At 62.0% G+C, this 21,832-nt stretch carries 18 protein-coding genes, 1 tRNA gene and 1 pseudogene; 10 read left to right on the plus strand and 10 right to left on the minus strand.

Going from position 1 to position 21,832, the window contains the following annotated elements; genetic code table 11:
- Positions 1-203 precede the first annotated feature (203 nt).
- The 4 genes from RA167_RS05515 to mfd all read right to left on the minus strand — a co-directional run bounded on the left by RA167_RS05515 (position 204) and on the right by mfd (position 6,417).
- Positions 204-407 carry a DUF1289 domain-containing protein gene (locus RA167_RS05515; protein ID WP_076787003.1) on the minus strand — a complete coding sequence of 68 codons (204 nt, stop codon included), beginning with the start codon at positions 405-407 and terminating at the stop codon, positions 204-206.
- Between the two features lie 52 nt (positions 408-459).
- On the minus strand, positions 460-1,533 hold the full coding sequence (locus tag RA167_RS05520; RefSeq protein WP_237574292.1) for a pyridoxal-phosphate dependent enzyme: 1,074 nt from the start codon (positions 1,531-1,533) through the stop codon (positions 460-462).
- The gene (gene argE, locus RA167_RS05525; protein WP_175972448.1) at positions 1,520-2,773 is read right to left on the minus strand and encodes an acetylornithine deacetylase; all 1,254 of its coding nucleotides are present in this window, start codon (positions 2,771-2,773) and stop codon (positions 1,520-1,522) included. The genes RA167_RS05520 and argE overlap by 14 nt, the downstream gene beginning before the upstream one ends.
- 146 nt (positions 2,774-2,919) lie before the next feature.
- Positions 2,920-6,417, minus strand: a complete 3,498-nt coding sequence (gene mfd, locus RA167_RS05530) for a transcription-repair coupling factor (protein ID WP_076787006.1) — start codon at positions 6,415-6,417, stop codon at positions 2,920-2,922.
- Between the two features lie 91 nt (positions 6,418-6,508).
- On the opposite strand from mfd, the gene ispD reads away from it, so the two are divergent.
- Positions 6,509-7,246: a 2-C-methyl-D-erythritol 4-phosphate cytidylyltransferase gene (gene ispD / locus RA167_RS05535; RefSeq protein ID WP_076787008.1), complete on the plus strand. Its 738-nt coding sequence runs from the start codon at positions 6,509-6,511 to the stop codon at positions 7,244-7,246.
- A gap of 75 nt (positions 7,247-7,321) precedes the next feature.
- On the plus strand, positions 7,322-7,801 hold the full coding sequence (gene ispF, locus RA167_RS05540; RefSeq protein ID WP_076787010.1) for a 2-C-methyl-D-erythritol 2,4-cyclodiphosphate synthase: 480 nt from the start codon (positions 7,322-7,324) through the stop codon (positions 7,799-7,801).
- Between the two features lie 127 nt (positions 7,802-7,928).
- On the opposite strand, the gene RA167_RS05545 is transcribed toward ispF, so the two are convergent.
- Entirely contained in the window at positions 7,929-9,293 is a 1,365-nt protein-coding gene (locus RA167_RS05545) for an ATP-binding protein (RefSeq protein ID WP_076787012.1), read from the minus strand.
- Between the two features lie 60 nt (positions 9,294-9,353).
- Positions 9,354-10,079, minus strand: coding sequence for a two-component system response regulator OmpR (ompR, locus tag RA167_RS05550; protein ID WP_076787014.1), 726 nt, complete (start codon positions 10,077-10,079; stop codon positions 9,354-9,356).
- Positions 10,080-10,263: 184 nt separating this feature from the next.
- Here ompR and RA167_RS05555 point away from each other — a divergent pair, with 184 nt between their 5' ends.
- Together RA167_RS05555 and RA167_RS05560 are read left to right on the plus strand one after the other, a co-directional pair.
- Entirely contained in the window at positions 10,264-10,578 is a 315-nt protein-coding gene (locus RA167_RS05555) for a hypothetical protein (protein WP_076787016.1), read from the plus strand.
- 83 nt (positions 10,579-10,661) lie between these two features.
- Positions 10,662-11,795 carry a DUF1501 domain-containing protein gene (locus tag RA167_RS05560; RefSeq protein ID WP_076787018.1) on the plus strand — a complete coding sequence of 378 codons (1,134 nt, stop codon included), beginning with the start codon at positions 10,662-10,664 and terminating at the stop codon, positions 11,793-11,795.
- Positions 11,796-11,853: 58 nt separating this feature from the next.
- Here RA167_RS05560 and RA167_RS05565 read toward each other — a convergent pair whose 3' ends face one another.
- Positions 11,854-12,675 (minus strand): squalene/phytoene synthase family protein, encoded by an 822-nt coding sequence (locus tag RA167_RS05565; RefSeq protein WP_076787864.1) that lies wholly within the window; start codon positions 12,673-12,675, stop codon positions 11,854-11,856.
- Between the two features lie 197 nt (positions 12,676-12,872).
- On the opposite strand from RA167_RS05565, the gene RA167_RS05570 reads away from it, so the two are divergent.
- Together RA167_RS05570 and RA167_RS05575 are read left to right on the plus strand one after the other, a co-directional pair.
- Positions 12,873-12,959 (plus strand) — tRNA-Leu (locus RA167_RS05570).
- A 157-nt stretch (positions 12,960-13,116) separates the two neighbouring features.
- On the plus strand, positions 13,117-13,368 hold the full coding sequence (locus tag RA167_RS05575) for a hypothetical protein (protein WP_076787020.1): 252 nt from the start codon (positions 13,117-13,119) through the stop codon (positions 13,366-13,368).
- On the opposite strand, the gene RA167_RS05580 is transcribed toward RA167_RS05575, so the two are convergent.
- Both RA167_RS05580 and RA167_RS05585 read right to left on the minus strand, forming a co-directional pair.
- The gene (locus RA167_RS05580) at positions 13,365-13,874 is read right to left on the minus strand and encodes a MarR family winged helix-turn-helix transcriptional regulator (protein ID WP_076787023.1); all 510 of its coding nucleotides are present in this window, start codon (positions 13,872-13,874) and stop codon (positions 13,365-13,367) included. The two genes, RA167_RS05575 and RA167_RS05580, sit on opposite strands and share 4 nt — an antisense overlap.
- A gap of 19 nt (positions 13,875-13,893) precedes the next feature.
- Positions 13,894-14,112, minus strand: a complete 219-nt coding sequence (locus RA167_RS05585; protein ID WP_139337114.1) for a glycerate kinase — start codon at positions 14,110-14,112, stop codon at positions 13,894-13,896.
- A gap of 410 nt (positions 14,113-14,522) precedes the next feature.
- On the opposite strand from RA167_RS05585, the gene tig reads away from it, so the two are divergent.
- The 4 genes from tig to lon all read left to right on the plus strand — a co-directional run bounded on the left by tig (position 14,523) and on the right by lon (position 20,715).
- Positions 14,523-15,878, plus strand: coding sequence for a trigger factor (tig, locus tag RA167_RS05590; protein WP_076787026.1), 1,356 nt, complete (start codon positions 14,523-14,525; stop codon positions 15,876-15,878).
- Between the two features lie 139 nt (positions 15,879-16,017).
- The gene (gene clpP / locus RA167_RS05595; RefSeq protein ID WP_076787028.1) at positions 16,018-16,671 is read left to right on the plus strand and encodes an ATP-dependent Clp endopeptidase proteolytic subunit ClpP; all 654 of its coding nucleotides are present in this window, start codon (positions 16,018-16,020) and stop codon (positions 16,669-16,671) included.
- Positions 16,672-16,831: 160 nt separating this feature from the next.
- Positions 16,832-18,103 carry an ATP-dependent Clp protease ATP-binding subunit ClpX gene (gene clpX / locus RA167_RS05600; RefSeq protein WP_076787030.1) on the plus strand — a complete coding sequence of 424 codons (1,272 nt, stop codon included), beginning with the start codon at positions 16,832-16,834 and terminating at the stop codon, positions 18,101-18,103.
- 197 nt (positions 18,104-18,300) lie between these two features.
- Entirely contained in the window at positions 18,301-20,715 is a 2,415-nt protein-coding gene (lon, locus tag RA167_RS05605) for an endopeptidase La (RefSeq protein WP_076787032.1), read from the plus strand.
- A gap of 345 nt (positions 20,716-21,060) precedes the next feature.
- Here the strand turns inward: lon and RA167_RS05610 are convergent.
- Positions 21,061-21,474: pseudogene (locus tag RA167_RS05610) on the minus strand (integrase core domain-containing protein); the annotation flags it as partial.
- Positions 21,475-21,832 lie beyond the last annotated feature (358 nt).

Raw genomic sequence — 21,832 nt, forward strand, 5'->3', positions numbered from 1 at the left:
TGCCGTTGGTGGCGGTTAACCGATTCGATAAATCCGATGCTACGGTGAAGGCTTGCAAACTTTCTTCGTCAACGAGCAAGCGCAGTTTCGTTGCTCGGCAGCGCTGCTCTGAGCCGTTTGGTTAGTGCGTATGCGGGCCGCCCCCCGTGCGACTGCCAACGAGTCCGCGGCGCGCGTTCATCGGCGCCGCATCGACCTGCGGTTCAATCGGGGGCGTGCGTGAAACGCATCGCAGTTCCATCGCGCGTGATGCGCTCCCAGACCGCGCGTTTTTCATCGTCGGTCATCAATACCCAGTTCGATACCTCCGCCGCTGTCCGACCACAGCCTTTGCAGACTTCGTCAAACAAGGTGGAGCATACGCCGATGCAAGGGCTGTCCGGCTGCGAGTGAAGGGGGGAACTCATCGGTGAAATCGTGAAGGACGGAAAGAGGCAAAAATTGGGGGCGGCGGGCACGCTAGCTCGACAGCTTGCGGGCGTAGGTCAGGTGCTGGTACAGCGTATCGGCGTCAGTGTTAGTGCCGCACAGTAGCACGCCGACGCGCTTGCCTTCGAGCACATCGCGCAGCGGCCCAAGCAGTGCGGCGAGCGCCGCCGCGCACGCAGGCTCGACAGCCAGTTTCAGTTGCTCGAACAAGCGCAGCATAGCCACGCGCAGCTGGTCATCGGACACGGTGACCATCCGGTCGATGTGCCGGCGGCACAACTCGTAGCTGTACGCCTCGGTGTGCGGCGCCATCAGCGAATCGGCGACACTGCGCATCGGGCCCATCTTCACCGTATGGTTTGCCGCAAAGCTTTTGCTCATCGCGTCGGCCCCTTCCGGCTCGACGCCATAGACATGAATGCACGGGTCCACCAGGCGCAACGCGGTGGCGACACCCGCACCGAGCCCGCCGCCGCCGACCGGCACGATCACCGCGTCCAGTGCCGGCGTCTGCGTGGCCCATTCGTAGCCGAGCGTCGCTGTGCCGAGCACGGTGCGATACCCATTGAACGGATGGATGAAGCAGCGCCGCTCGTCTGCCCCGATGCGTCGGACCTTGTCGAACGCCTGCGCGCCGTCGTCGGCGAACACCACTTCGGCGCCGTACTGCCGACACAACTCGATGCGCGTCGGGCTGGCTGTCTTAAGCATCACCACCTTAGCGCTGATACCCAGACGCATCGCGGCGTGCGCGACGGCGGCCGCGTGATTGCCGGCACTCACGCACGTGACGCCAGCGCTACGCTGCGCGTCGTTCAGCGCCAGTAGGTTGGAGAACGCGCCGCGCACTTTGAAGGAGCCTGCGGCCTGGAATAACTCGAACTTGAAGTTGATCGTTGTGCCTTCGAGGGACGGAAAATCGCTGCGATCGAAGGTTGGCGTGCGAATCACCCAAGGGGCGAGCGCTAGGTGCTGCGCGGCGATATCATCCAGCGTCGGTACGCGTTGGCCGTCGATCGACGCGGGCGTTGTCGATAGGTTCGCCGCGGACGCGGGCAACGGCTTTGAAACAGGCGGCGGCGCGGCCCAGTCAGACATGTGCATGAACCTCGAGACTGGTGATCAGTTTGCGAATGAACGACTCGCTCGCGCCAAGTTGCTCGAGCGAAACAAATTCGTTTGGCTTATGGGCTTGCTCGATATTGCCCGGACCGCAGACGACGGTCGGGATCCCGGCACGCTGGAACAGGCCGGCCTCGGTGCCGTAGGCGACCTTGCGCTTGTCCTGGTCGGCGGTCAGCGCCCGTACCAGTTGCGTGATCGCCGCCTGCTCGCTGGCATCCAGCCCCGGGGCAGCGGCGATCTCTGAGATCTCGATGGCTGCGTCCGGATGCTCGCGGCGCATCTGCGGCAGCAGCGTATCACGCGCATACGTCTCGATTTGCGCCAAGATGGCTTGCGGATCCATCGTCGGCAGGTTGCGGAATTCGAACTGGAATTCGCAGTGCGCTGGGACCGTATTGATCGCATTGCCACCCATGATCGTACTGGTCTGGGCAGTCGTAAACGGCACGTCGTAGAGCGTGTCGAACGGCCCCTGCGAGCGGTAGCGCTGCGCGACGTCGCGTATGTGGCAAATCAGCCGCGCCGCATACTCAATTGCATTGAGTCCCTGTGGCGTCAGCGATGAGTGGGCCGCGTGCCCGCGCACGCAGCAGCGGTATGCATTGATCCCCTTGTGGGCAATGATCGGGCGCATGCTGGTCGGCTCGCCGACGATGCACCCTTCGGGTCGCAGGCCGCGCTTTTGCAGATCCGCGAGCAGCAGGGGCGCGCCGGCGCAACCCACTTCCTCGTCAAATGACAGCGCGAAATGAATCGGCTTGGCGAGCTTGGCCGACTGCATGTGCGGCAGCAGCGCGAGCGCGGTGCCAATGAACCCTTTCATATCGCAGCTGCCGCGCCCGTAGAGCTTACCGTCGTCGATGCGGGCAACGAACGGATCGCTGTCCCATTGCTGTCCGTCGACTGGTACCACATCAGTGTGGCCGGATAGCACGATGCCGCCGTGCGTGGTGCCGTCATGAGCCGGCACGGTGGCGAACAGATTGGCCCATTGCCCTGTTTCGTCGTACGTCAGCGTCGCGTCGAGACCGACTGAGCGCAGGTAGTCGCGTACTGTTTCAATCAATCCGAGGTTGGGCAGGCGGCTCGTGGTATCGAAGCTAATCAGCTTCTCGGTCCACGTAATGGCGGCGGCGCTGGCGGGCAGGTCGGACGAGGGCGGAGTACCCGGCGGTGCCGCCGATGGACCGGCCGGTGCCGATGTCGCGGATGCAGACATAGTGTGGCTCCCATTGATCACGAGTCGATCATACCCAAAAACGAATTCGTTCCAAAGCTGCGGGACGTAAATTCCCTAGTGTCGTGCACACGGCATTTGACTCAAACGGTTGCACGACATGCGTGAGCGGTACAGCGTGGCGCCACTCACGCGTTGGCTCGCTGCTTGCCCGGTGCGCCCAGCGCCCGCAGCGTTTCCTTGACTGTCGCGACCCGGCTCGCCAGGTCAGGACTGTGCAGCTCGATCCGCAACTTGTCTTGCCCCGCCAGCTTGATGTGCCGGTGTTTTTGCACCATTTCGATGATGCGTATCGCGTCGATCGGCGGATTCGGCACGAATTGCAGCCCGATTGCGCTTTCCGCTGCGTCGATCTTGATGATGCCCAGCGGCTTGGCGGCCAGCCGCAGTCGATGCGTTTCAATCAGCGCCTGCGCCTGTGCTGGCAGCTTGCCGAAGCGGTCGATCAGCTCTTCATGGATGGCGTCGATAGCCTCGTCAGCCTCGCAATTGGCCAGTCGCTTGTACAGTGACAGGCGCTCCTGCACGTCGCTGCAATACTCGGCCGGCAGGATGGCCGGCACATGCAGGTTGATCTCGGTGGTAGCGGCCAGCGGCGCGTTTAAGTCCGGCTCGCGGCCATCCTTCAACGCGCGCACGGCGTCGTTGAGCATATCGGTATAGAGTTGGAAGCCAATTTCCTGGATGTCACCGGACTGCTTGTCGCCCAGCACCTCCCCAGTGCCGCGGATCTCCAGATCATGCATCGCGAGATAGAAGCCGGCCCCCAGTTCCTCCATTTGCTGGATCGCTTCGAGGCGGCGCTGCGCCTGCCGACTCAGCGACTGCGGGTCGTTGACCAGCAAGTAGGCGTACGCTTGGTGATGGGAGCGACCGACACGGCCCCGCAACTGGTGCAGTTGGGCCAAGCCGAATTTATCGGCGCGATGAATCAGGATTGTGTTGGCGCTCGGCACGTCGATCCCCGTTTCGATGATCGTCGTGCACAGCAGCACATTGGCCCGTTGCGCCACGAAGTCGCGCATCACGCGCTCAAGCTCACGCTCATGCATCTGGCCATGCGCGACCGCAATGCGGGCTTCGGGCACCAGCGCTTCGAGTGCCGCGCGGCGGCTGTCGATCGACTCAACCTCATTATGCAGAAAGTAGACTTGGCCACCGCGCTTCAGCTCGCGCAACATCGCTTCGCGGATCACACTGTCTTCCTCGCGTCGCACGAAGGTTTTGATGGCCAGGCGTTTTTGCGGCGCGGTGGCAATCACCGAGAAGTCCCGCAACCCTTCCAGCGCCATGCCCAGCGTGCGAGGGATTGGCGTAGCGGTCAATGTCAGCACGTCGACTTCCGCGCGCAGCGCCTTGAGGGCCTCCTTTTGCCGCACGCCGAAGCGGTGCTCCTCGTCGATGATCACGAGTCCCAGGCGCTTGAAGCGCACCTCTGCGGATAGTAGCTTGTGGGTGCCGATCACAATGTCGACGTTGCCGTCGTTGATCGCCTGGATCGAAGCACTGACCTCCTTGGCGGACTTGAACCGCGATAACTCGGCGATGCGCACCGGCCAGTCGGCAAAACGGTCGGTGAAGGTTTGCATGTGCTGCTCGGCCAGCAGCGTCGTTGGCGACAACAACGCCACCTGCTTGCCGCCGAGCACCGCGATGAAGGCCGCACGTAGCGCCACTTCGGTTTTGCCGAACCCGACGTCGCCGCACACCAGCCGGTCCATCGGCTTGCCACTGGTCATATCGCCGATCACTGCGGCGATGGCGGCGGCCTGGTCCGGCGTCTCGTCGAAACCGAAGCTTTCTGCAAAGCGCACGTAATCGCGCGGGTCCAGCTCGAACGCGTGGCCCTGGCGCGCTGCGCGGCGCGCATACAGGTTCAGCAGCTCCGCTGCGGTATCTCGGATCTGCTGGGCGGCGCGCCGCTTGGCTTTCTCCCATTGGCCCGAGCCGAGCGAGTGCAACGGTGCACTGTCCGGATCGGCGCCGCCGTAGCGAGAGATCACGTGCAACTGCGACACCGGCACGTACAGCTTGCTGTCGCCCTGATACGCCAAGTGCAGAAACTCGGTATCGCCTTCGCCCAGATCCATCGTCACCAGGCCCATGTACCGTCCGATTCCGTGCTGGCTATGAACGACAGGGTCGCCGACCTTCAGTTCAGACAGATCGCGCACCATCGAATCGACGTCGCTAGCCTGTTCCTGGCGCCGACGGCTGGCGCGGCGCGCGAGCGGCCCGTATAGCTCGGTTTCGGTGACCAGCGCAATATGTTCGGCCGGTAGCACGAAGCCGGATGCAAGAGGCGCAACGGCCAGCCCGAACGGCGCGTCGCCTTGTACGAACGCGTCGAACGAATCGAACAGCGACGCTCGCAGATGGTGCTCGGCGAGCAATTGGGCGATGGTTTCGCGGCGTCCAGCTGACTCCGCGACGAGCAGAACCCGCTGACCCGTCGTGTCGAGATAGCGGCGCAGCGCGTCGAGCGGATCGTGCGCGTGCCGGTCGATTGCCAGCGACGGCAGCGGCATCGACCAGCGCTTGGCGTCGTCCGAGGGCTTCGCACCCAGCGAGAGCCGCGCAAACGGCTTGGCCAATGTGAAGAAGTCCTGCTCGGATAGAAATAGTCGCGCGGGCGCCAGGATCGGGCGCTCGCGATCATGCGACAAAAACGCGTGCCGCTGCTTCGTCTCGTCGCTGAACTGCCGGATCGACGCCTCGATATCGCCGACCAGCACCAAATGCGTGTGCTCGGGCAGGTAGTGGAACAGCGTCGCGGTGTCGTCGAAGAACAGGGGCAGGTAGTATTCGATACCTGCCGACGGCACGCCATTGCCGATGTCCTTGTAGATCGGCGCGCGGGACGGATCACCTTCGAATTCGGCACGCCATCGACTGCGAAACGCAGTGCGTGCGGCCTCGTCGAACGGGAACTCGCGTCCCGGCAGCAGGCGTACGTCGCGCACCGAGTAAAGACTGCGCTGCGTATCGGGATCGAATGCGCGAATCGAATCAACCTGGTCGTCGAACAGGTCGATCCGGTACGGCAGCGATGAGCCCATCGGGAACAAATCGATCAGCGAGCCGCGCACGCAATATTCGCCCGGACGCACGACCTGGCTCACGTGCTCGTAGCCGGCCAGCGTGAGCCGCGACTTGAGCTTGGCTTCGTCTAACCGCTGGCCTTGCTTGAACTCGAAAGTGTACGCGGCCATGAACGTGGCCGGCGGCATCCGATACAACGCGGTCGTGGCCGGCACGACGAGTATGTCGCAGCGTCCTTCGCCCAGGTCGTGCAGCGTGGCGAGCCGTTCCGAAATCAGATCCTGGTGCGGCGAGAAGGTATCGTATGGCAGGGTTTCCCAGTCTGGTAGAAGCCGCACGCGCACACCGGGCGCAAAGCAACCGATTTCCTGCTGCAGGCGCTGCGCATCGACCGCGCTCGCGCAGATCAGCGTGAGCATCGGCATGCGGTCGCGATACGCCAAATGGTAGCGCGCAATCGCCAGTGCATCGGCAGACCCCGATGCGCCATCGAACGCATAGCGATGGCCTTCCTTGATGAATGGAACGGGGCAGGAGAACGGGGCGGATGGTGAGTCGGGCGGGGTAGCGGAATAATCTGGCATGAGCAGGCAATGAGGGCTGCGGGCGGCAACTTGAACCGTCTATTATAAAATCCGTCTTTCATTTTGACTCTGCACAGATTGTGCGACTTTCGTGATCTCCCGCCTGTTTGCCCTGATTCCTTGCGCCGGCACCGGCTCGCGCGCGGGTTCGCCAATCCCAAAGCAGTACCGGACGATTGCCGGACGCAACCTGTTGTACTACTCGCTGGCGGCGTTCGATGCATGCTCGGAGTTTACCCAAACCCTAGTGGTGCTCGCGCCCGACGATGGCTATTTCGATCCGCGGCGCTTCGGCGCGTTGCGCTACGCGGTCAAGCGCTGCGGCGGCGAAACTCGGCACGCATCGGTGCACAACGGGCTGCTCGCGCTGGCCGAATTCGGCGCGCGAGACGATGACTGGGTCCTGGTCCACGATGCGGCCCGACCGGGTATTACACCGGGGCTGATCCGCGCGCTGGTAACCGCTGTGCGGGACGACCCGGTTGGCGGCATCGTGGCGATGCCGGTGGCCGACACACTCAAGCGGGTCAATCTGTCGCAGTGTGCTGCGGGCAGCGACGACCCGGCGACACCGCGTATCGGCGCCACCGAGCCGCGCGACCATCTGTGGCAGGCGCAGACGCCGCAAATGTTCCGCATCGGCATGCTGCGCGAGGCGCTCGTGCAGGCACAGGCGCGTGGCCATGCAGTGACCGACGAGGCTTGTGCGCTCGAATCGCTCGGTTACGCCCCTCGGGTCGTGCAGGGCAGCCTGCGCAACTTCAAGGTGACGTATCCGGAAGATTTCGCGCTAGCCGAAGCGTTCCTCACGCATGATGCGGCGCGCTGAACACTGCTACGCCCGTCGCGCCACGCTCAGCTTGCCGCGGCGCGCAGTCCACTCAACCCAGCAGGAGAGCGACAAATGAATTTGCGAATTGGCCAGGGCTACGACGTGCATGCGCTCGTGCCGGGGCGGCCGCTGATACTCGGCGGCGTGACGGTGCCCTACGAATGCGGGCTGCTCGGCCATTCGGACGCCGATGCGCTGCTGCACGCGATCACTGATGCGCTGCTCGGCGCTGCGGCGCTGGGTGACATCGGCCGTCATTTCCCCGATACCGATCCGCACTTTGCCGGCGCCGACAGCCGGGTGCTGCTGCGCGAGGCGGCGCAGCGGGTGGCGCAAGCGGGCTATCGCATCGTCAACGTGGATAGCACGGTGATTGCGCAGCAACCCAAGCTGGCCAAACATATTCCGGCGATGCGCGAGAACATTGCGGCGGATCTTAGCCTGGGCGGCGACGCGGTCAACGTCAAGGCGAAGACTAACGAAAAGCTAGGCTATCTCGGTCGCGGCGAGGCCATTGAGGCACAGGCCGTGGTGCTGCTCGCCAGCTACTGAGACGCCGCTGCTGCGGCAAGCAAGGGTGTGGCGTCGGGCGCTGCCGTCCGCCGGCATCCGCCCGAAGGTGCAATCGGCTGCGTGTTGGCGTTGCGCCGAGGGTGGCCTTCATGCGCCGATGCGCGTATCAGACCGACTCCGGAAGGCCATTGCGGCTGAGCGGAAAATCGATCGTGACCTCCAGCCCCGGGCCGGGCACGCGATTGCGCAGCCGCAGCGAGCCGCGGTAGCGGCTGACGAGTCGCTGCACAATCGCCATGCCCAGCCCGGTGCCATCGGCCTGGCTGCGGGCCGTGTCTACACGGTAGAACGGGCGGGTCACCAGGCTGAGTTGGTCATCCGGGATGCCCGGGCCCTCGTCCAGCACCGATAGCTCAACGCGTGCATGCACGAGCTGCGTCTCGATCGTGATGTGCGGGATGCCATCTTCCGCGCTGCGCCCGTACTTGCGGGCGTTTTCGAGCAAGTTGCCGACCACGCGGCGCAGATCTGTTGTGTCTGCGTCGACCAGTGCGCCTTGCGACAGCCGCGTGGTGATGCGCACGCCATCTTCCGATGCCATACGCGTGACTGCTTCGCTAGCGATCATGGACAAATCGACGCGCTCTGGCGCTCGCTGCACCGGACGCGCATAGTCGAGGAAACGACCGATAATCCTGTCCATCTGCTCGATATCATCGATCATCGCGGCTTTCGTCGTGTCGTCCGACGGACTCATTTCGGTTTCGAGCCGCAGGCGGGCCAGCGGCGTGCGCAAATCGTGCGAGATGCCGGCAAGCATCAGCGCGCGGTCCGCCTCGAGTTGCTGCAGATCGCGAACCATCTGGTTAAAACTGCGGTTTGTTTCGGCTGCGACGCCGAGCCCACGCTCGGGCAGCGGCTCCGGCGTTTGTCCCTGGCCGACGCGGCGTGCCGCCATCGCCAGCCGCGAGAACGGCCGATTCACCAGACTCGTGATAAATGCCGCCCCGAACAGCGACAGTGCCAGCGCAAACGTGCCCCAGCCGAACCATTGTAGGCCGGTGACGGTGTCGAGCTGCTCCCGGTCCAGCGCGACCCAGTAGTCGTCGTCATCGATTTTGAAGCTGATCCACACGCCCGGTATGTCATTGACCGACTGGGCGACGATAGTATCCTCGCCGAGCCGTGCGCGAATATTCTTCTCGATCAGCCGCGTCAATAATTCGTCCGGCTGTAGCGCGTACACATCGGTGGGCTCGCGCGGGTAGACCCGGACGCCCTCGTTGCTTTCCAGGTCCTGCAGCAGCGCGCGCCGCAGATCCGGGTCAGAGTACAGCAGCGCAGTGCGCGTAAGCTTGACGATCGCCACCAGTTGCATCGCGACGCGCTCGGCGCGCGGCTCACGCTCGATCACCCGGAAACTCTGGAACCATGAGGCTAAACTCACTGCGATCAATAAAGCAATCAGCAGGAAGGTGCGCCAGAATAAACCGCCGAACGCGAGCGTTAGTAACCGACGGTCGATGCGCATCGTAGGAGGGCGTTAGTGTAATGAGCCGTCAAGCCGGGACGTGTATCGCGCGGTGCATGTTCAGGCAGCGCCATTGGGAATGAACACGTAGCCCAAGCCCCACACGGTCTGGATGAAGCGCGGGCTGCCCGGATCGGGCTCGATTAGCTTGCGTAGTCGCGAGATCTGCACGTCGAGGCTGCGGTCGAATACCTCATATTCGCGGCCGCGCGCCAGCTCCATCAGCTTTTCTCGCGACAGCGGCTGGCGCGGATGGCGCGCAAACACCTTTAGCACCGAAAACTCGCCGGTGGTCAGCGGGATCTCCTGCCCATTCTTGGTCAGCGTACGGGTGGCCAGGTTCAGCGCGAACTCGCCGAACTCGAACACTTCCGCTGTCTCTGATGGCGCGCCGGGCAACTCCGATGGCGCTTGGCGACGCAATACCGCATGAATGCGCGCAACAAGCTCGCGAGGATTGAACGGTTTCGGGAGATAATCGTCCGCTCCCATTTCGAGGCCAACGATGCGATCCACATCCTCTCCCTTTGCGGTAAGCATGATGATCGGCGTGCGGTCGTTGCTGCCGCGTAAGCGGCGGCAGATCGACAGGCCGTCCTCACCAGGCAGCATCAGGTCGAGCACGAGCAGGTCGAAGCGCTCGCGGACCCACAGCTTGTTCATCGAAGGCGCGTTTTCCGCCACATATACGTTGAAGCCCTGTTCGCCTAGATAGCGACGCAACAGGTCGCGCAAACGAGGATCGTCATCGACCACGAGAATTTTTGATGGGCTTTTGGTTTCCATGGCGGAATCTTAGCGCGTTAGGACCGAACACGAGGTGGGCTTCATTATAGGGTTACACAAGGTTACAAAATTTACCCATGCCGACGCATGTGGTAAACCGGCCACGCGTAGACTTCGTTATAAGCAAGGGTCCTATGGTCGCAACGAAGAGCAAGATATTGTCGCAAGCAACGAAGGGAACGACATGACGGAGTGGGTGCGATACGTCAGGGCAGGCGCGCTCGGGCTTGCCCTGGGCGGTGCCGTAACCGGCCCAATCGTCCACACGAGTCCGGCGTTTGCGCAAGATAACCGCGAGCGGCCGTCGCCTCCCAAGGGGCTACACCGGTACACGCCGCCCAAGCCGGCCCAGCCGCCTACCAGCGAGGCGGCGAATCGCTCCGCCGTGCCCACCGAGTTCGACCAGCAGCGCAGACGCGATGGACGCATGACACCGGAAGAGCGGCGTTTGCTGCGCCAGCATATCGAAGATGCCGTGCGCGAATTGTACAAGCGATAAGCTTGGCCGCCGCGCGATCATGATGCTGCGGCGCTGACGGATTCTCATCAAGCGTTTTGAACGCCAGCTAACCTTGCCAGACCGTGCATCGGAGACAATTTCTTACTGTTGGTGGCGCCGCGCTGTGCGCACTGTGCGTACCCGGCTCGCCGGGGCTACTTGCGGCGCGGGCGCCACATGCAATGGTTGCCGCGCGTGGCCGTGAAGCGCCGGCCCACCGGATGACGTTGATCCTGATCGAGCTTAGTGGCGGCAACGATGCGTTGAATACAGTCATTCCGTATGAGGATCCGCGCTATCGGCAGCTAAGGCCGACGATTGGGATCGCGCGCGAACAAGTGATTCCGCTTAACGGGGGCACCGGCCTGCATCCGTCGTTGGCCGCGCTGAAGCCGTGGTGGGACGACGCGTCGCTCGCCATCGTGCAAGGCGTGGGCTACCCGCGGCCGAACCTGTCTCACTACCGTTCACGGGAAATCTGGGAAACCGCATCGGCATCGCACGAATACTGGCATGACGGCTGGCTGGCCCGAGCCTTCGCACCATCGGCGGGGCAACCGCCGTCGCCAGGGCAGTCGCCATTGTCAGTGCAGCTACCGTTGCCAGGAGAGGAATTGCCTGGGCCCGGACCTTCGCGAGAGCAGGGGCGATTACCCAGGCGGGGGCCATCGCCCGAATATGGGGATCTCGGCGATCAGTTTGCGACCCGCTTTGCCCGTGACGCGTTCGGCACGGCAATCAGTCACGCTATGCAGCGGCTTGCTCTCGCGCGCCACGATCCGACGCATGCCCCACCCGTGATTCGGCTTACGTTGAGCGGTTTCGACACCCACCATAATCAGCCGGCACGGCATGCCGCGTTGCTCGCACAGTTGGCCGATGGCATGGTCGCGCTGCGCGGCGCGTTGACAGAACTCGGCTGTTGGGAGTCAGCGCTGGTCATGACATATGCGGAATTCGGCCGCCGTGCCGACGAAAACGCCGATGGCGGCACCGAACACGGTACCGTTGCCGCACACTTCGTTGCCGGTGGACGCGTGCGGGGCGGATTCTATGGTGTCGCGCCGCAACTGAGCCAGCTCGATGGTGACGGCTATCTGCCTCTCGGTATCGATTTCCGCTCGCTTTATGCGACGGTGCTGCAGCAGGGGTGGGGTATCGAGGCCGCCCCCGTGCTTGGTGCACGGTTTGATAGGTTGCCGGGGTTGTTGCGCTGAGCAGGCGCCCGGAGATGACGGGCGCCCGGGGATGGGTGCCGTTGCGGGCAAAAGTGCGTCAGCGCGTGCACCAGGCAATCCACAACTTGCGCAGCGGCGTTAGCGCGATGCGCTGATGCAGCACGCGATAGTCTTCTGCCTCGAGTTCGTGCAGCAGCGCCAGCGACATGGCGGCTTGCGCGCGGAGCACGCGCTGCGTCCGGTGCTCGGCGGCCGGCATCGCGCCGAGCGCCTCGGTGAGCGCGCGACGCGCACGCTCGACCTGGAACGACATCAATTGCGTGAAGCCTTCGCCGTAGCGACGATGCAGGATGTCGGCGGCTGTCACGCCGAATCGCTGCATTTCATCAATCGGGATGTAGATACGGCCGCGTCGCGCGTCCTCGCCGGTGCGCTCGACGATATCGGCAAGCAGCAACGCCCGCCCGAGCGCCGGGGCCCATGACGCTAGGCTGGCCGGCTCGCGCGCGGTGACCCCGGCCACAGTATTTGCCAATGCAGCGCCCACCTGCTCCACGTAACGGTGCAGTCCCGCGAAATCGAGATAGCGTGCCTGGTCCAAGTCCATTTGGTAACCGGACAGCCACGTCATGAACGTTCCGACCGGCGCCGTGCTAGCGTACTGGCGGGCGATCGCCTGCGTCACCGGATGGGTCGGCGCATCCTGTGCGAGGGCGCCGAATTCGCTCTGCCACCAGGCGAGTTTGGCGCGCCCGACGGCGGGGTCACTCACCTCGCTGACGCTTTCAGCCAGCTCCCGATGCAATGCGTACAGCGCGGTCAACAACGGCTGCGCGGTCAGCGGCGCCCGCCGCAGCGCATAATACGTGCTGGATCCGGCCGGGGCCGCCTTTTGCTGGCAATAATCGTCGATATTCACGCGAAGCGAAACGTGCAAGAGCGCGCGCGGCGTGTACCACGCGCAAAGCACCAAAGTTTAACATTGCCCGTACACGCGGTGCAGACAACGCGCGGCGAATCGGTTAGAATCTTGTCCTTGCAGCGCTCGGGTCAGGCTGATCGACCTTCGGCGACGCAGAACAGCACAACCGGGTGGCGTGCAATGCGCCCCTGGATGCGAGGATGGCGAAATTGGTAGACGCACCAGGTTTAGGTCCTGACGCCCGCAAGGGTGTAGGGGTTCGAGTCCCCTTCCTCGCACCACTGACCGCCAGCGTACCTCGCTGGCCGCTATTAGGGCGCCGGCGAGGGCCGTGCGCGAGCAGCGGGCCGTGTGCCGGGCCGAGCTACGCCCGCGTGCCAGTCGTGCCGATCGTGCCGTCATCGTCGGCAACCCGCTACCCCTTTGCAGGATAATCAGATGGCCGAAAGGATCGTCGGCAATTTTATCGTTCGCACGATGCAGAGTTCGACGCGGCCAGGCGAATGGACGTCCACTTACTTCATTTCTCGGCTTGACGCGAAGCTGCGCGAGGGGTGGGTCATGCGGCAGATGATCGACGCGATATTCGACAATCAGAATGCCGCCGCTGAGTATGCGCTTGACGCCGGCGTCAAGGCGGCCGCCCGGCTTGCGCCCGATGCGCGCGGCGCCGGCCGCGAGCGCGGCTAGCGTGACGACGCGCTCGCGCGTTTGGCGCGCGGTTTAATCGTTTTCTGTGCCGTCAATACCTTCGCGTGGCGCGCTGCGGCAATCACCTTATCGAGCAGCCGGCTCAGTTGGGCATGCTCGCGCTCGCCAAGCACAGCGAACATGTCGTCGTTCCAGCGCCGCGCGATCGGCATGATTTTGCGATACAGCGCACGCCCGGCCGGGGTCAGCGACACGACGACGATACGTCCATCGTCGCGGCTTGCTTGGCGCTGCAGTAGCGCGCGCCGCATCAAGGCTTCCGCGGCGCGGCTTGCCTGGCTCTTGTCGAGATTGGCGTGCCGGGCCAGTTCCATGACCGAGAACGGCCCGAATGCGCCGACGGCTGCGATCACGCGCGCCTCGGCGATCGATATGCCGATTTTGCGCTGATAAAGCTCGCTGATGCCGCGCTCGGACAGCTTGTTGAGCACGTGTATGCGGTAGGTGAGGAACTGGGTCAGGCCGGATTGGTCGGCAGAAGTCATGTCGCTCCTGTTGAAGAGTCTAGCGTAGAGAGGGGAATTTGACGCACCGACGCTGCTCCGCGGTATCGTTGAGCAGCGTCGGTGCGTTGCGAATGGCCGAATCCAGCGACATGGGGCCCGGCACCGGCGAAAAGCAGCGGGCGAAATGCTCGCTTAGCCGCGCCAGCGCGTCGGAATCGAGTGCGCCGGACAGCAACGTGGCCGGCATGTCCGCGTGCAGCTTCCAGCAGCGTGGCATAACGGGTGCGCCATGCCGGGTGCGGGTCCCGGCATGGGATGGCCGCACAGCCGTGGCGGCAGCCGGGCGAGCATCGGTGCGATGAGATGAAGAAGCAGGCATCGGAACAACCCGTCTCCTAGTGTCTTGGGGTTGGCCGCTCGACAACGGGGTGAACCGAGAGCTTACCAAACGCGGCGCGCGCTGCCATCCGTAAGAGTAGGCACGACGGCGCGCGGTGCATGGGCGAAATCGCGCGCCAGACGGAGTAAAACCGCGATTTCCGACGTCACGAGTCAATAGTTTGCTAAACTATCTGGCTTTCCAGACCCGACTGGCTGTGCCACCGCGCGCGTTCCCTGGTATCGGGCCGCCGGTCGCCTGGCGCACGGAGAACCAGACGCTCGAACACTTTAGGACGGATTGAATTCATGGCTAACGTTGTAGAAAACCTCGGCAAACTCGAACGGCGCGTGACGATTTCGCTGCCGAAGGAGGTCGTTCAAAAGGAAATCGACGCGCGTATCCGCAAGCTGGCGAAGAATGTCCGCATGCCTGGTTTCCGTCCGGGCAAAGTGCCGCTGAAGATGGTCACGCAGCAGTACGCCGGCCAGGTTGAGGCGGAAGTGCTCAGCGACAAGATTGGCAAGGAGTTCTTCGACATTAGCCGCGCGGAGAACCTGCGTGTGGCGGGACAGCCAAGCTTCGCGGCGAAGCAGGAACCGGCGCCGGACGACGCGTATGCGTTTGATGCGACGTTCGAGGTCTATCCAGAAGTGAAGCTTGGCGACATCTCGAGCGCGGAAATCGAACGCAAGACGACGACGATCAGCGACGCAGAGATCGACCGTACCCTCGAAATTCTGCGTAAGCAGCGGGTGCATTTCCACCCCCGCGGCGAGGTGGGCGAGCATGGCACAGGCGGCGACGAGGTCAGCGCGCAGAACGGCGATCGCGTGACAGTCGACTTCGTAGGCAAGATTGACGGCGAGGCGTTTGCCGGCGGCAGTGCCGAGGACTTCGCGTTCGTGCTCGGCGAAGGCCGGATGCTGCCGGAGTTCGAGCAGGCGGCGCTGGGCATGAAGACGGGCGAGTCGCGAGAATTCGACCTGAAGTTCCCCGACGATTATCATGGCAAAGAAGTGGCGGGTAAGACCGCGCGTTTTACGATCACCGCCAAGAAGGTCGAATGGCCCCATCAGCCCGAAATCGACACGGAATTTGCGAAGTCGCTCGGTATCGCGGATGGCGATTTGGCGAAGATGCGGGCGGAGATCAAAGATAATTTGGAACGCGAGGCGAAGCGCCGCACGCAGGCCATCCTGAAGAATCAGGTAATGGATGCGCTGTTGAAGCTCGCTGAGTTGGATGCGCCGAATGCGCTGATTGAGCAGGACCAGCAGCGCCTGGTCGAAATGGCCCGTCAGGATTTGGCGCAACGCGGCGTGCCCGATGCGGCGAAAGCCCCGATCCCGGCCGAGATGTTTAAGGAGCAGGCCGAGCGCCGCGTAAAGCTCGGGTTGATCCTGGCCGAGTTGGTCAAGGAGCATAAGCTGGAGGCGAAACCCGAGCAGATCCGGGCCGAGGTGGACGAATTCGCGAAGAGCTACGAGGACCCGAAGGAAGTCGTGCGCTGGTATTATTCGAACCAGCAGCGCCTTGCCGAGATGGAAGCGTACGTGGTCGAGAGCAACGTCGTTGACTTTGTGCTGAGCAAGGCGAAGGTGACCGATAAGGAAGTCGACTTCGAGGAACTGGCGAACGCCTCGCAGGCGGCTCAGGCGTAACGGCGGCGCAACAGGGCGGCGGGCGAAACGGTCGAATAGACGGTTTCGTACGCCGCTTACCATTTGTGCGCAGTTTTGGCATTCCGGTTATCGTTGTATCACCGAAGCATCGAACCACTCCAAACAGAAGGACAGACGCATGACGTTCCGCGCAGATTTGCTGAATCAACTCGCCACGCACGCGCCTCGGGATTTTGAGGCCCAGGCCCTGGGCCTTGTGCCGATGGTCGTCGAGACGAGCGGCCGGGGTGAGCGTGCCTACGATATCTATTCGCGCCTGCTCAAGGAGCGGCTGGTCTTTCTGGTGGGTGAAGTGAACGACCAGAGCGCGAATTTGGTCGTTGCTCAATTGCTGTTTCTCGAAAGCGAAAATCCGGACAAGGACATCAACCTGTACATTAACAGCCCGGGCGGCTCGGTGTCGGCCGGCATGGCGATCTACGATACGATGCAGTTCATCAAGCCGGATGTGACCACGCTGTGCATGGGTCTGGCGGCCAGCATGGGCGCGTTCCTGCTCGCCGCTGGCGGGAAAGGCAAGCGCATTGCGCTGCCTAATGCGCGCGTGATGATTCACCAGCCGCTGGGCGGCGCGCGCGGCCAGGCGTCCGATATCGAAATCCAGGCGCGCGAGATCCTGTTTTTGAAGGAGCGCCTGAACAACCTACTCGCGCAGCATACTGGGCAACCGATCGAGCGGATCCAGCGGGATACCGATCGCGACAATTTCATGTCAGCTGAGGACGCGCAGGCCTATGGGCTAATCGACCAGGTGTTGCATAAGCGTCCGTGATGCGGCACTTGTTACAGGGGCCCGCTGTTGTGTTGGGCGGGATTTCACCGATAGGTGCCGCCAGAAAACCGCCGACAATGGACTGATGACCGGTTTCGCACTGCTGGGGGTGGTCAATCGGCGTATGATATGAAAGAAGTGTCCGGAGGCTTATATATTTATGGCGGACAAGAAAGGTTCGAATAGCGAGAAGCTGCTGTACTGCTCGTTTTGCGGAAAGAGTCAGCACGAGGTCAAGAAACTCATTGCGGGACCGTCGGTCTTTATTTGTGATGAATGCATTGACTTGTGCAACGAAATCATCCGTGACGAGGCAGCCGGCGCGTCCGGCGATGCGGGGATCACCCGGTCGGATCTGCCCAGCCCGCTGGAAATACGGGAGATTCTCGATCAATACGTGATCGGGCAGGAGCGCGCGAAGAAGATTCTCGCGGTGGCGGTGTACAACCACTACAAGCGTCTGAAGCATCTCGACAAGAAGGACGACGTCGAGTTGTCCAAGAGCAATATTCTGTTGATTGGGCCGACTGGGTCAGGCAAGACGCTGCTCGCACAAACGCTTGCAAGACTGCTGAACGTGCCGTTCGTGATCGCGGACGCGACCACGCTAACGGAGGCGGGGTACGTCGGCGAGGACGTCGAGAACATTATTCAGAAGCTGCTGCAAAATTGTAACTACGAGGTCGAAAAGGCGCAGCGCGGCATCGTTTACATCGATGAGATCGACAAGATCAGCCGCAAATCGGACAACCCGTCGATTACCCGTGACGTATCGGGTGAAGGTGTGCAGCAGGCGCTGCTCAAGCTGATCGAGGGCACGATGGCGTCGGTGCCACCGCAAGGTGGCCGCAAGCATCCGAACCAGGACTTTATCCAGGTCGATACGACCAACATCCTGTTCATTTGCGGGGGAGCGTTCGATGGCCTCGAAAAAGTGATCACGAACCGTACCGAGAAGACCGGTATTGGTTTTGGGGCCAGTGTGAAGAGTAAGCAGGACCGCGACGCAGGCGAGGTGCTGCGGGATGTCGAGCCGGAAGATTTGATTAAATTCGGCTTGATTCCCGAACTCATCGGCCGCCTGCCGGTTGTCGCGACGCTGGGCAAGCTCGACGAGGCCGCGCTGATGAAAATCCTAGTTGAGCCGAAGAACGCGTTGGTCAAGCAGTATCATAAGCTGTTCAACATGGAGCGGGTGGAGCTCGAGATTCGGCCCACGGCGCTGCAGGCGGTCGCAAAAAAGGCGATTCGCCGCAAGACCGGCGCGCGTGGCTTGCGCTCGATCTTGGAACAGGCATTGCTAGATGTGATGTACGAGCTGCCAACGCTTAAAGGGGTCAGCAAGATTATTATCGATGAGAACGTCATCGACGGTGATGGCAAGCCATTGCTGATCTATGAAGACACGCCAAAGGTAGCTGGGAGCAATTGATCGGCGACGCGCCTGCGTGGCGAGGGCCGTTCATGGCGACGTGGACGGCTTTTTTCGTTTAAAGTGGAGCGGTCCCAAACTTTTGCGCATCCTGCGACTCGGATTGGAAGTTTCTGCATCTGTCCGCGCCCCGAAGCTTGCAATACGGCGTTATTGCCTCAACTTTCGAACGAACTGATTCCACACTGGGGATAGAAATGTCAGGAAGCCAACTTCTCCCGACTGAACGCACCACTTTGCCACTGCTTCCGCTGCGAGATGTGGTCGTGTTCCCGCACATGGTGATACCGCTGTTTGTTGGCCGCCCGAAATCGATTAAGGCCCTCGAAGCAGCAATGGAAGGCGGCAAGCATATTATGCTGGTCGCGCAAAAGGCTGCTGCGAAGGACGAACCAACTGAAAAGGACCTTTATGAGGTCGGATGCGTCGCCAATATCCTGCAAATGCTGAAGCTGCCGGACGGCACTGTGAAGGTGCTGGTCGAGGGGCTGCAGCGAGCCAAGACATTGTCGATCGAAGAGCAGGAGACGATGTTCTCGTGCGAATTGATGCCGCTGGAGCCGGACCGTGCCGACAGCGCGGAGACCGAGGCGCTGCGACGCGCAATCGTGTCGCAATTCGACCAGTATGTGAAGCTTAACAAGAAGATCCCCCCCGAGATTCTGACGTCACTGTCCGGCATCGACGAGGCTGGGCGCTTGGCCGATACGATCGCCGCGCATCTGCCGCTGAAGCTGGACCAGAAGCAAAACATCCTGGAGATGTTTCCTGTTGTTGAGCGCCTGGAGCACTTGCTTGCGCAACTCGAAGCCGAAATCGACATCCTGCAGGTCGAGAAGCGCATCCGTGGGCGCGTGAAGCGTCAGATGGAAAAGAGCCAGCGCGAGTATTATCTGAACGAGCAGGTCAAGGCGATCCAGAAGGAGCTCGGCGAGGGCGAGGATGGCGCCGACATTGAGGAACTCGAGAAGCGGATCACGGCTGCGCGTATGCCGAAGGAGGCGAAGAAAAAGGCGGATGCTGAACTCAAGAAGCTGAAGCTGATGTCGCCGATGTCCGCCGAAGCCACGGTGGTGCGCAACTACATCGAGACGTTAATCGGCCTGCCGTGGCGCAAGAAGAGCAAGGTCAACAACGACTTGGCGAATGCCGAACGTGTGTTGGACGAAGACCATTTCGGTCTCGAAAAGGTGAAGGAGCGCATCCTCGAGTATTTGGCGGTTCAGCAACGCGTGGACAAAGTGAAGGCACCGATCCTGTGCCTGGTCGGGCCTCCCGGCGTGGGTAAGACCTCGCTTGGGCAGTCGATTGCGCGCGCAACGAACCGCAAGTTCGTGCGCATGGCGCTCGGTGGCGTGCATGACGAGAGCGAGATTCGCGGTCACCGTCGCACTTACATCGGATCGATGCCGGGCAAAATCCTGCAGAGTCTGACGAAGGTGGGCGTACGCAATCCGCTGTTTCTGCTCGACGAAGTCGATAAGATGGGGATGGATTATCGCGGCGACCCATCGTCCGCGTTGCTCGAGGTGCTGGATCCGGAACAGAACCACACGTTCGCAGATCACTACGTCGAGGTCGATTTCGATCTGTCGGACGTGATGTTCGTGGCGACGTCGAATTCGCTGAATATTCCGGCGCCATTGCTTGACCGGATGGAAGTGATCCGGCTGTCCGGCTACACCGAAGACGAAAAGGTCAACATCGCGCAGCGCTACCTGCTGCCTAAACAAAAGCGCAACAATGGGCTGAAGGAAGGCGAGATCGATGTGACCGAAGCGGCGATTCGCGACATTATCCGTTACTACACGCGCGAGGCGGGGGTGCGCTCGCTTGAGCGCGAAGTATCGAAGATCTGCCGCAAGGTCGTGAAGATGCTGCTGCTGAAGAAGGCGGATGGCGCGATCACGGTCGATGGCGGCAACCTAGATACGTTCCTGGGCGTGCGCAAGTTCGACTTCGGGCTGGCGGCGAAGGAAAACCAGATTGGCCAGGTCACTGGGCTCGCATGGACGGAAGTCGGCGGCGACTTGCTGACGATTGAGGCGGCGCTGATGCCCGGCAAGGGCAACGTGATACGTACCGGCTCGCTCGGCGATGTGATGAAGGAGTCCGTCGAGGCCGCCCGCTCGGTCGTGCGTTCGCGCTCGCGTCGGCTGGGCATCACGGATGAGGGGTTCGAGAAGAGGGACATCCACATCCACGTGCCGGAAGGCGCGACGCCGAAGGACGGTCCTTCCGCGGGCATTGCGATGACGACCGCGCTGGTGTCGGTGTTGACCGGCATCCCGGTGCGCGCTGACGTCGCGATGACCGGCGAGATCACGCTGCGTGGTGAAGTACTGCCGATCGGTGGACTGAAGGAGAAATTGCTGGCTGCGCACCGCGGCGGCATCAAACTCGTGCTGGTTCCGGAAGAGAACGTGAAGGATCTCGCCGAGATTCCGGATACGGTGAAGAACAGCATCGAAATCGTGCCGGTGCGTTGGATCGACAAGGTGTTGGAACTGGCGCTCGAGCGGATGCCGGATGCGCTGCCGGAAGAGGACACCAAGCCTGCACCGGTTGCGGAGGCAAAGAAGGAAGCGAGTAGCGAAGTCGTCAAGCACTGAAACCCGGGTAGCGCCGTGCGCTGGGCGCACCGGAGTGCGACACAGCGCAAAGAACTTGCAGCGAGCCGCTTGCCGTGGCTCAGTCGTGCTACCGAACACCCCGCATGCATAAGCCGCGGGGTGTTTTCTTTGGATTCAGGGATGTTCCGGATACGCCTGCGATCGCCTTGACGCGACAGTTTGGGATGCTTTTAATGGCTCCGCGCGGCTTGCGGCCGGCGCATCACCTCGGGCGTACACCCAATGCGCCTGCAACCCATGCCCAACTCATGCCAATTTTCTATCGCAAGGCATACCCAGGTGAATTTTTTGACTGGAGTTGACCCCGTAGCCCCGGACACGACCTCACGCTACGGTTGATGAATCCACGGTGCGTCGAAACTCGCGCGGTGAGCGATATTTCAGCGCGCTATGGGGATGCTTCTCGTTGTAATGCTCAAACGCAATGGCGAGATTGGGCACGGCCGTCGCCGCATCCGATTTTGGCATAAAGGCCACGTAATCGCGCTTCATCGTCTTCACGAAGCTCTCAGCCATGCCGTTACTCTGTGGACTGCACACCGGCGTCGTCTGCGACTTCAGGCCGATTTCAGTTGCGAAGCGGCGCGTTTCGTCGGCCGCCAGCATCACATCACGCACCACGTCGCCGCTATAGCCAGCCGTCGTCGCCACCCAGCTTATCGCTTCGCGTTCGCAGCAATCCAGCGCGAACGTCACGCGCAGCGCCTCGCCATTGTCGCAACGGAACTCAAAACCGTCTTAAGCCTACCCGCTAGTTTAAGTAGCTGACTGTGTCCGGTGATTCACGGGGCTGCTCCATGGACAGTCTGCTTGCGAAGAGCGGCAGGCAAATGGATGACTCGCTTCCCTTTAATGCGCTTCTTGCCTGTGGGTGCCGCTCGCTCAAGGGCGTGAATCACTGTCAACGCCAGAAAATGATGGCAGACGCTTTACAGTCTTTTAACGCGGCGTTAAGCGTTGCGATTACCTGAACCTTTCTGGCGGCTCTTGATAGCTGGGCATAGTGCTTGCGGATTCTGAAGCACTTAACGTCGAACTGATGGGTCAGCGGACGGGTGCGTTGCCGTATGGCTCAATAAAAGTTATGTCTGGAGGA

It is taken from the genome of Mycetohabitans endofungorum, assembly GCF_037477895.1.
Lineage (GTDB): Bacteria > Pseudomonadota > Gammaproteobacteria > Burkholderiales > Burkholderiaceae > Mycetohabitans.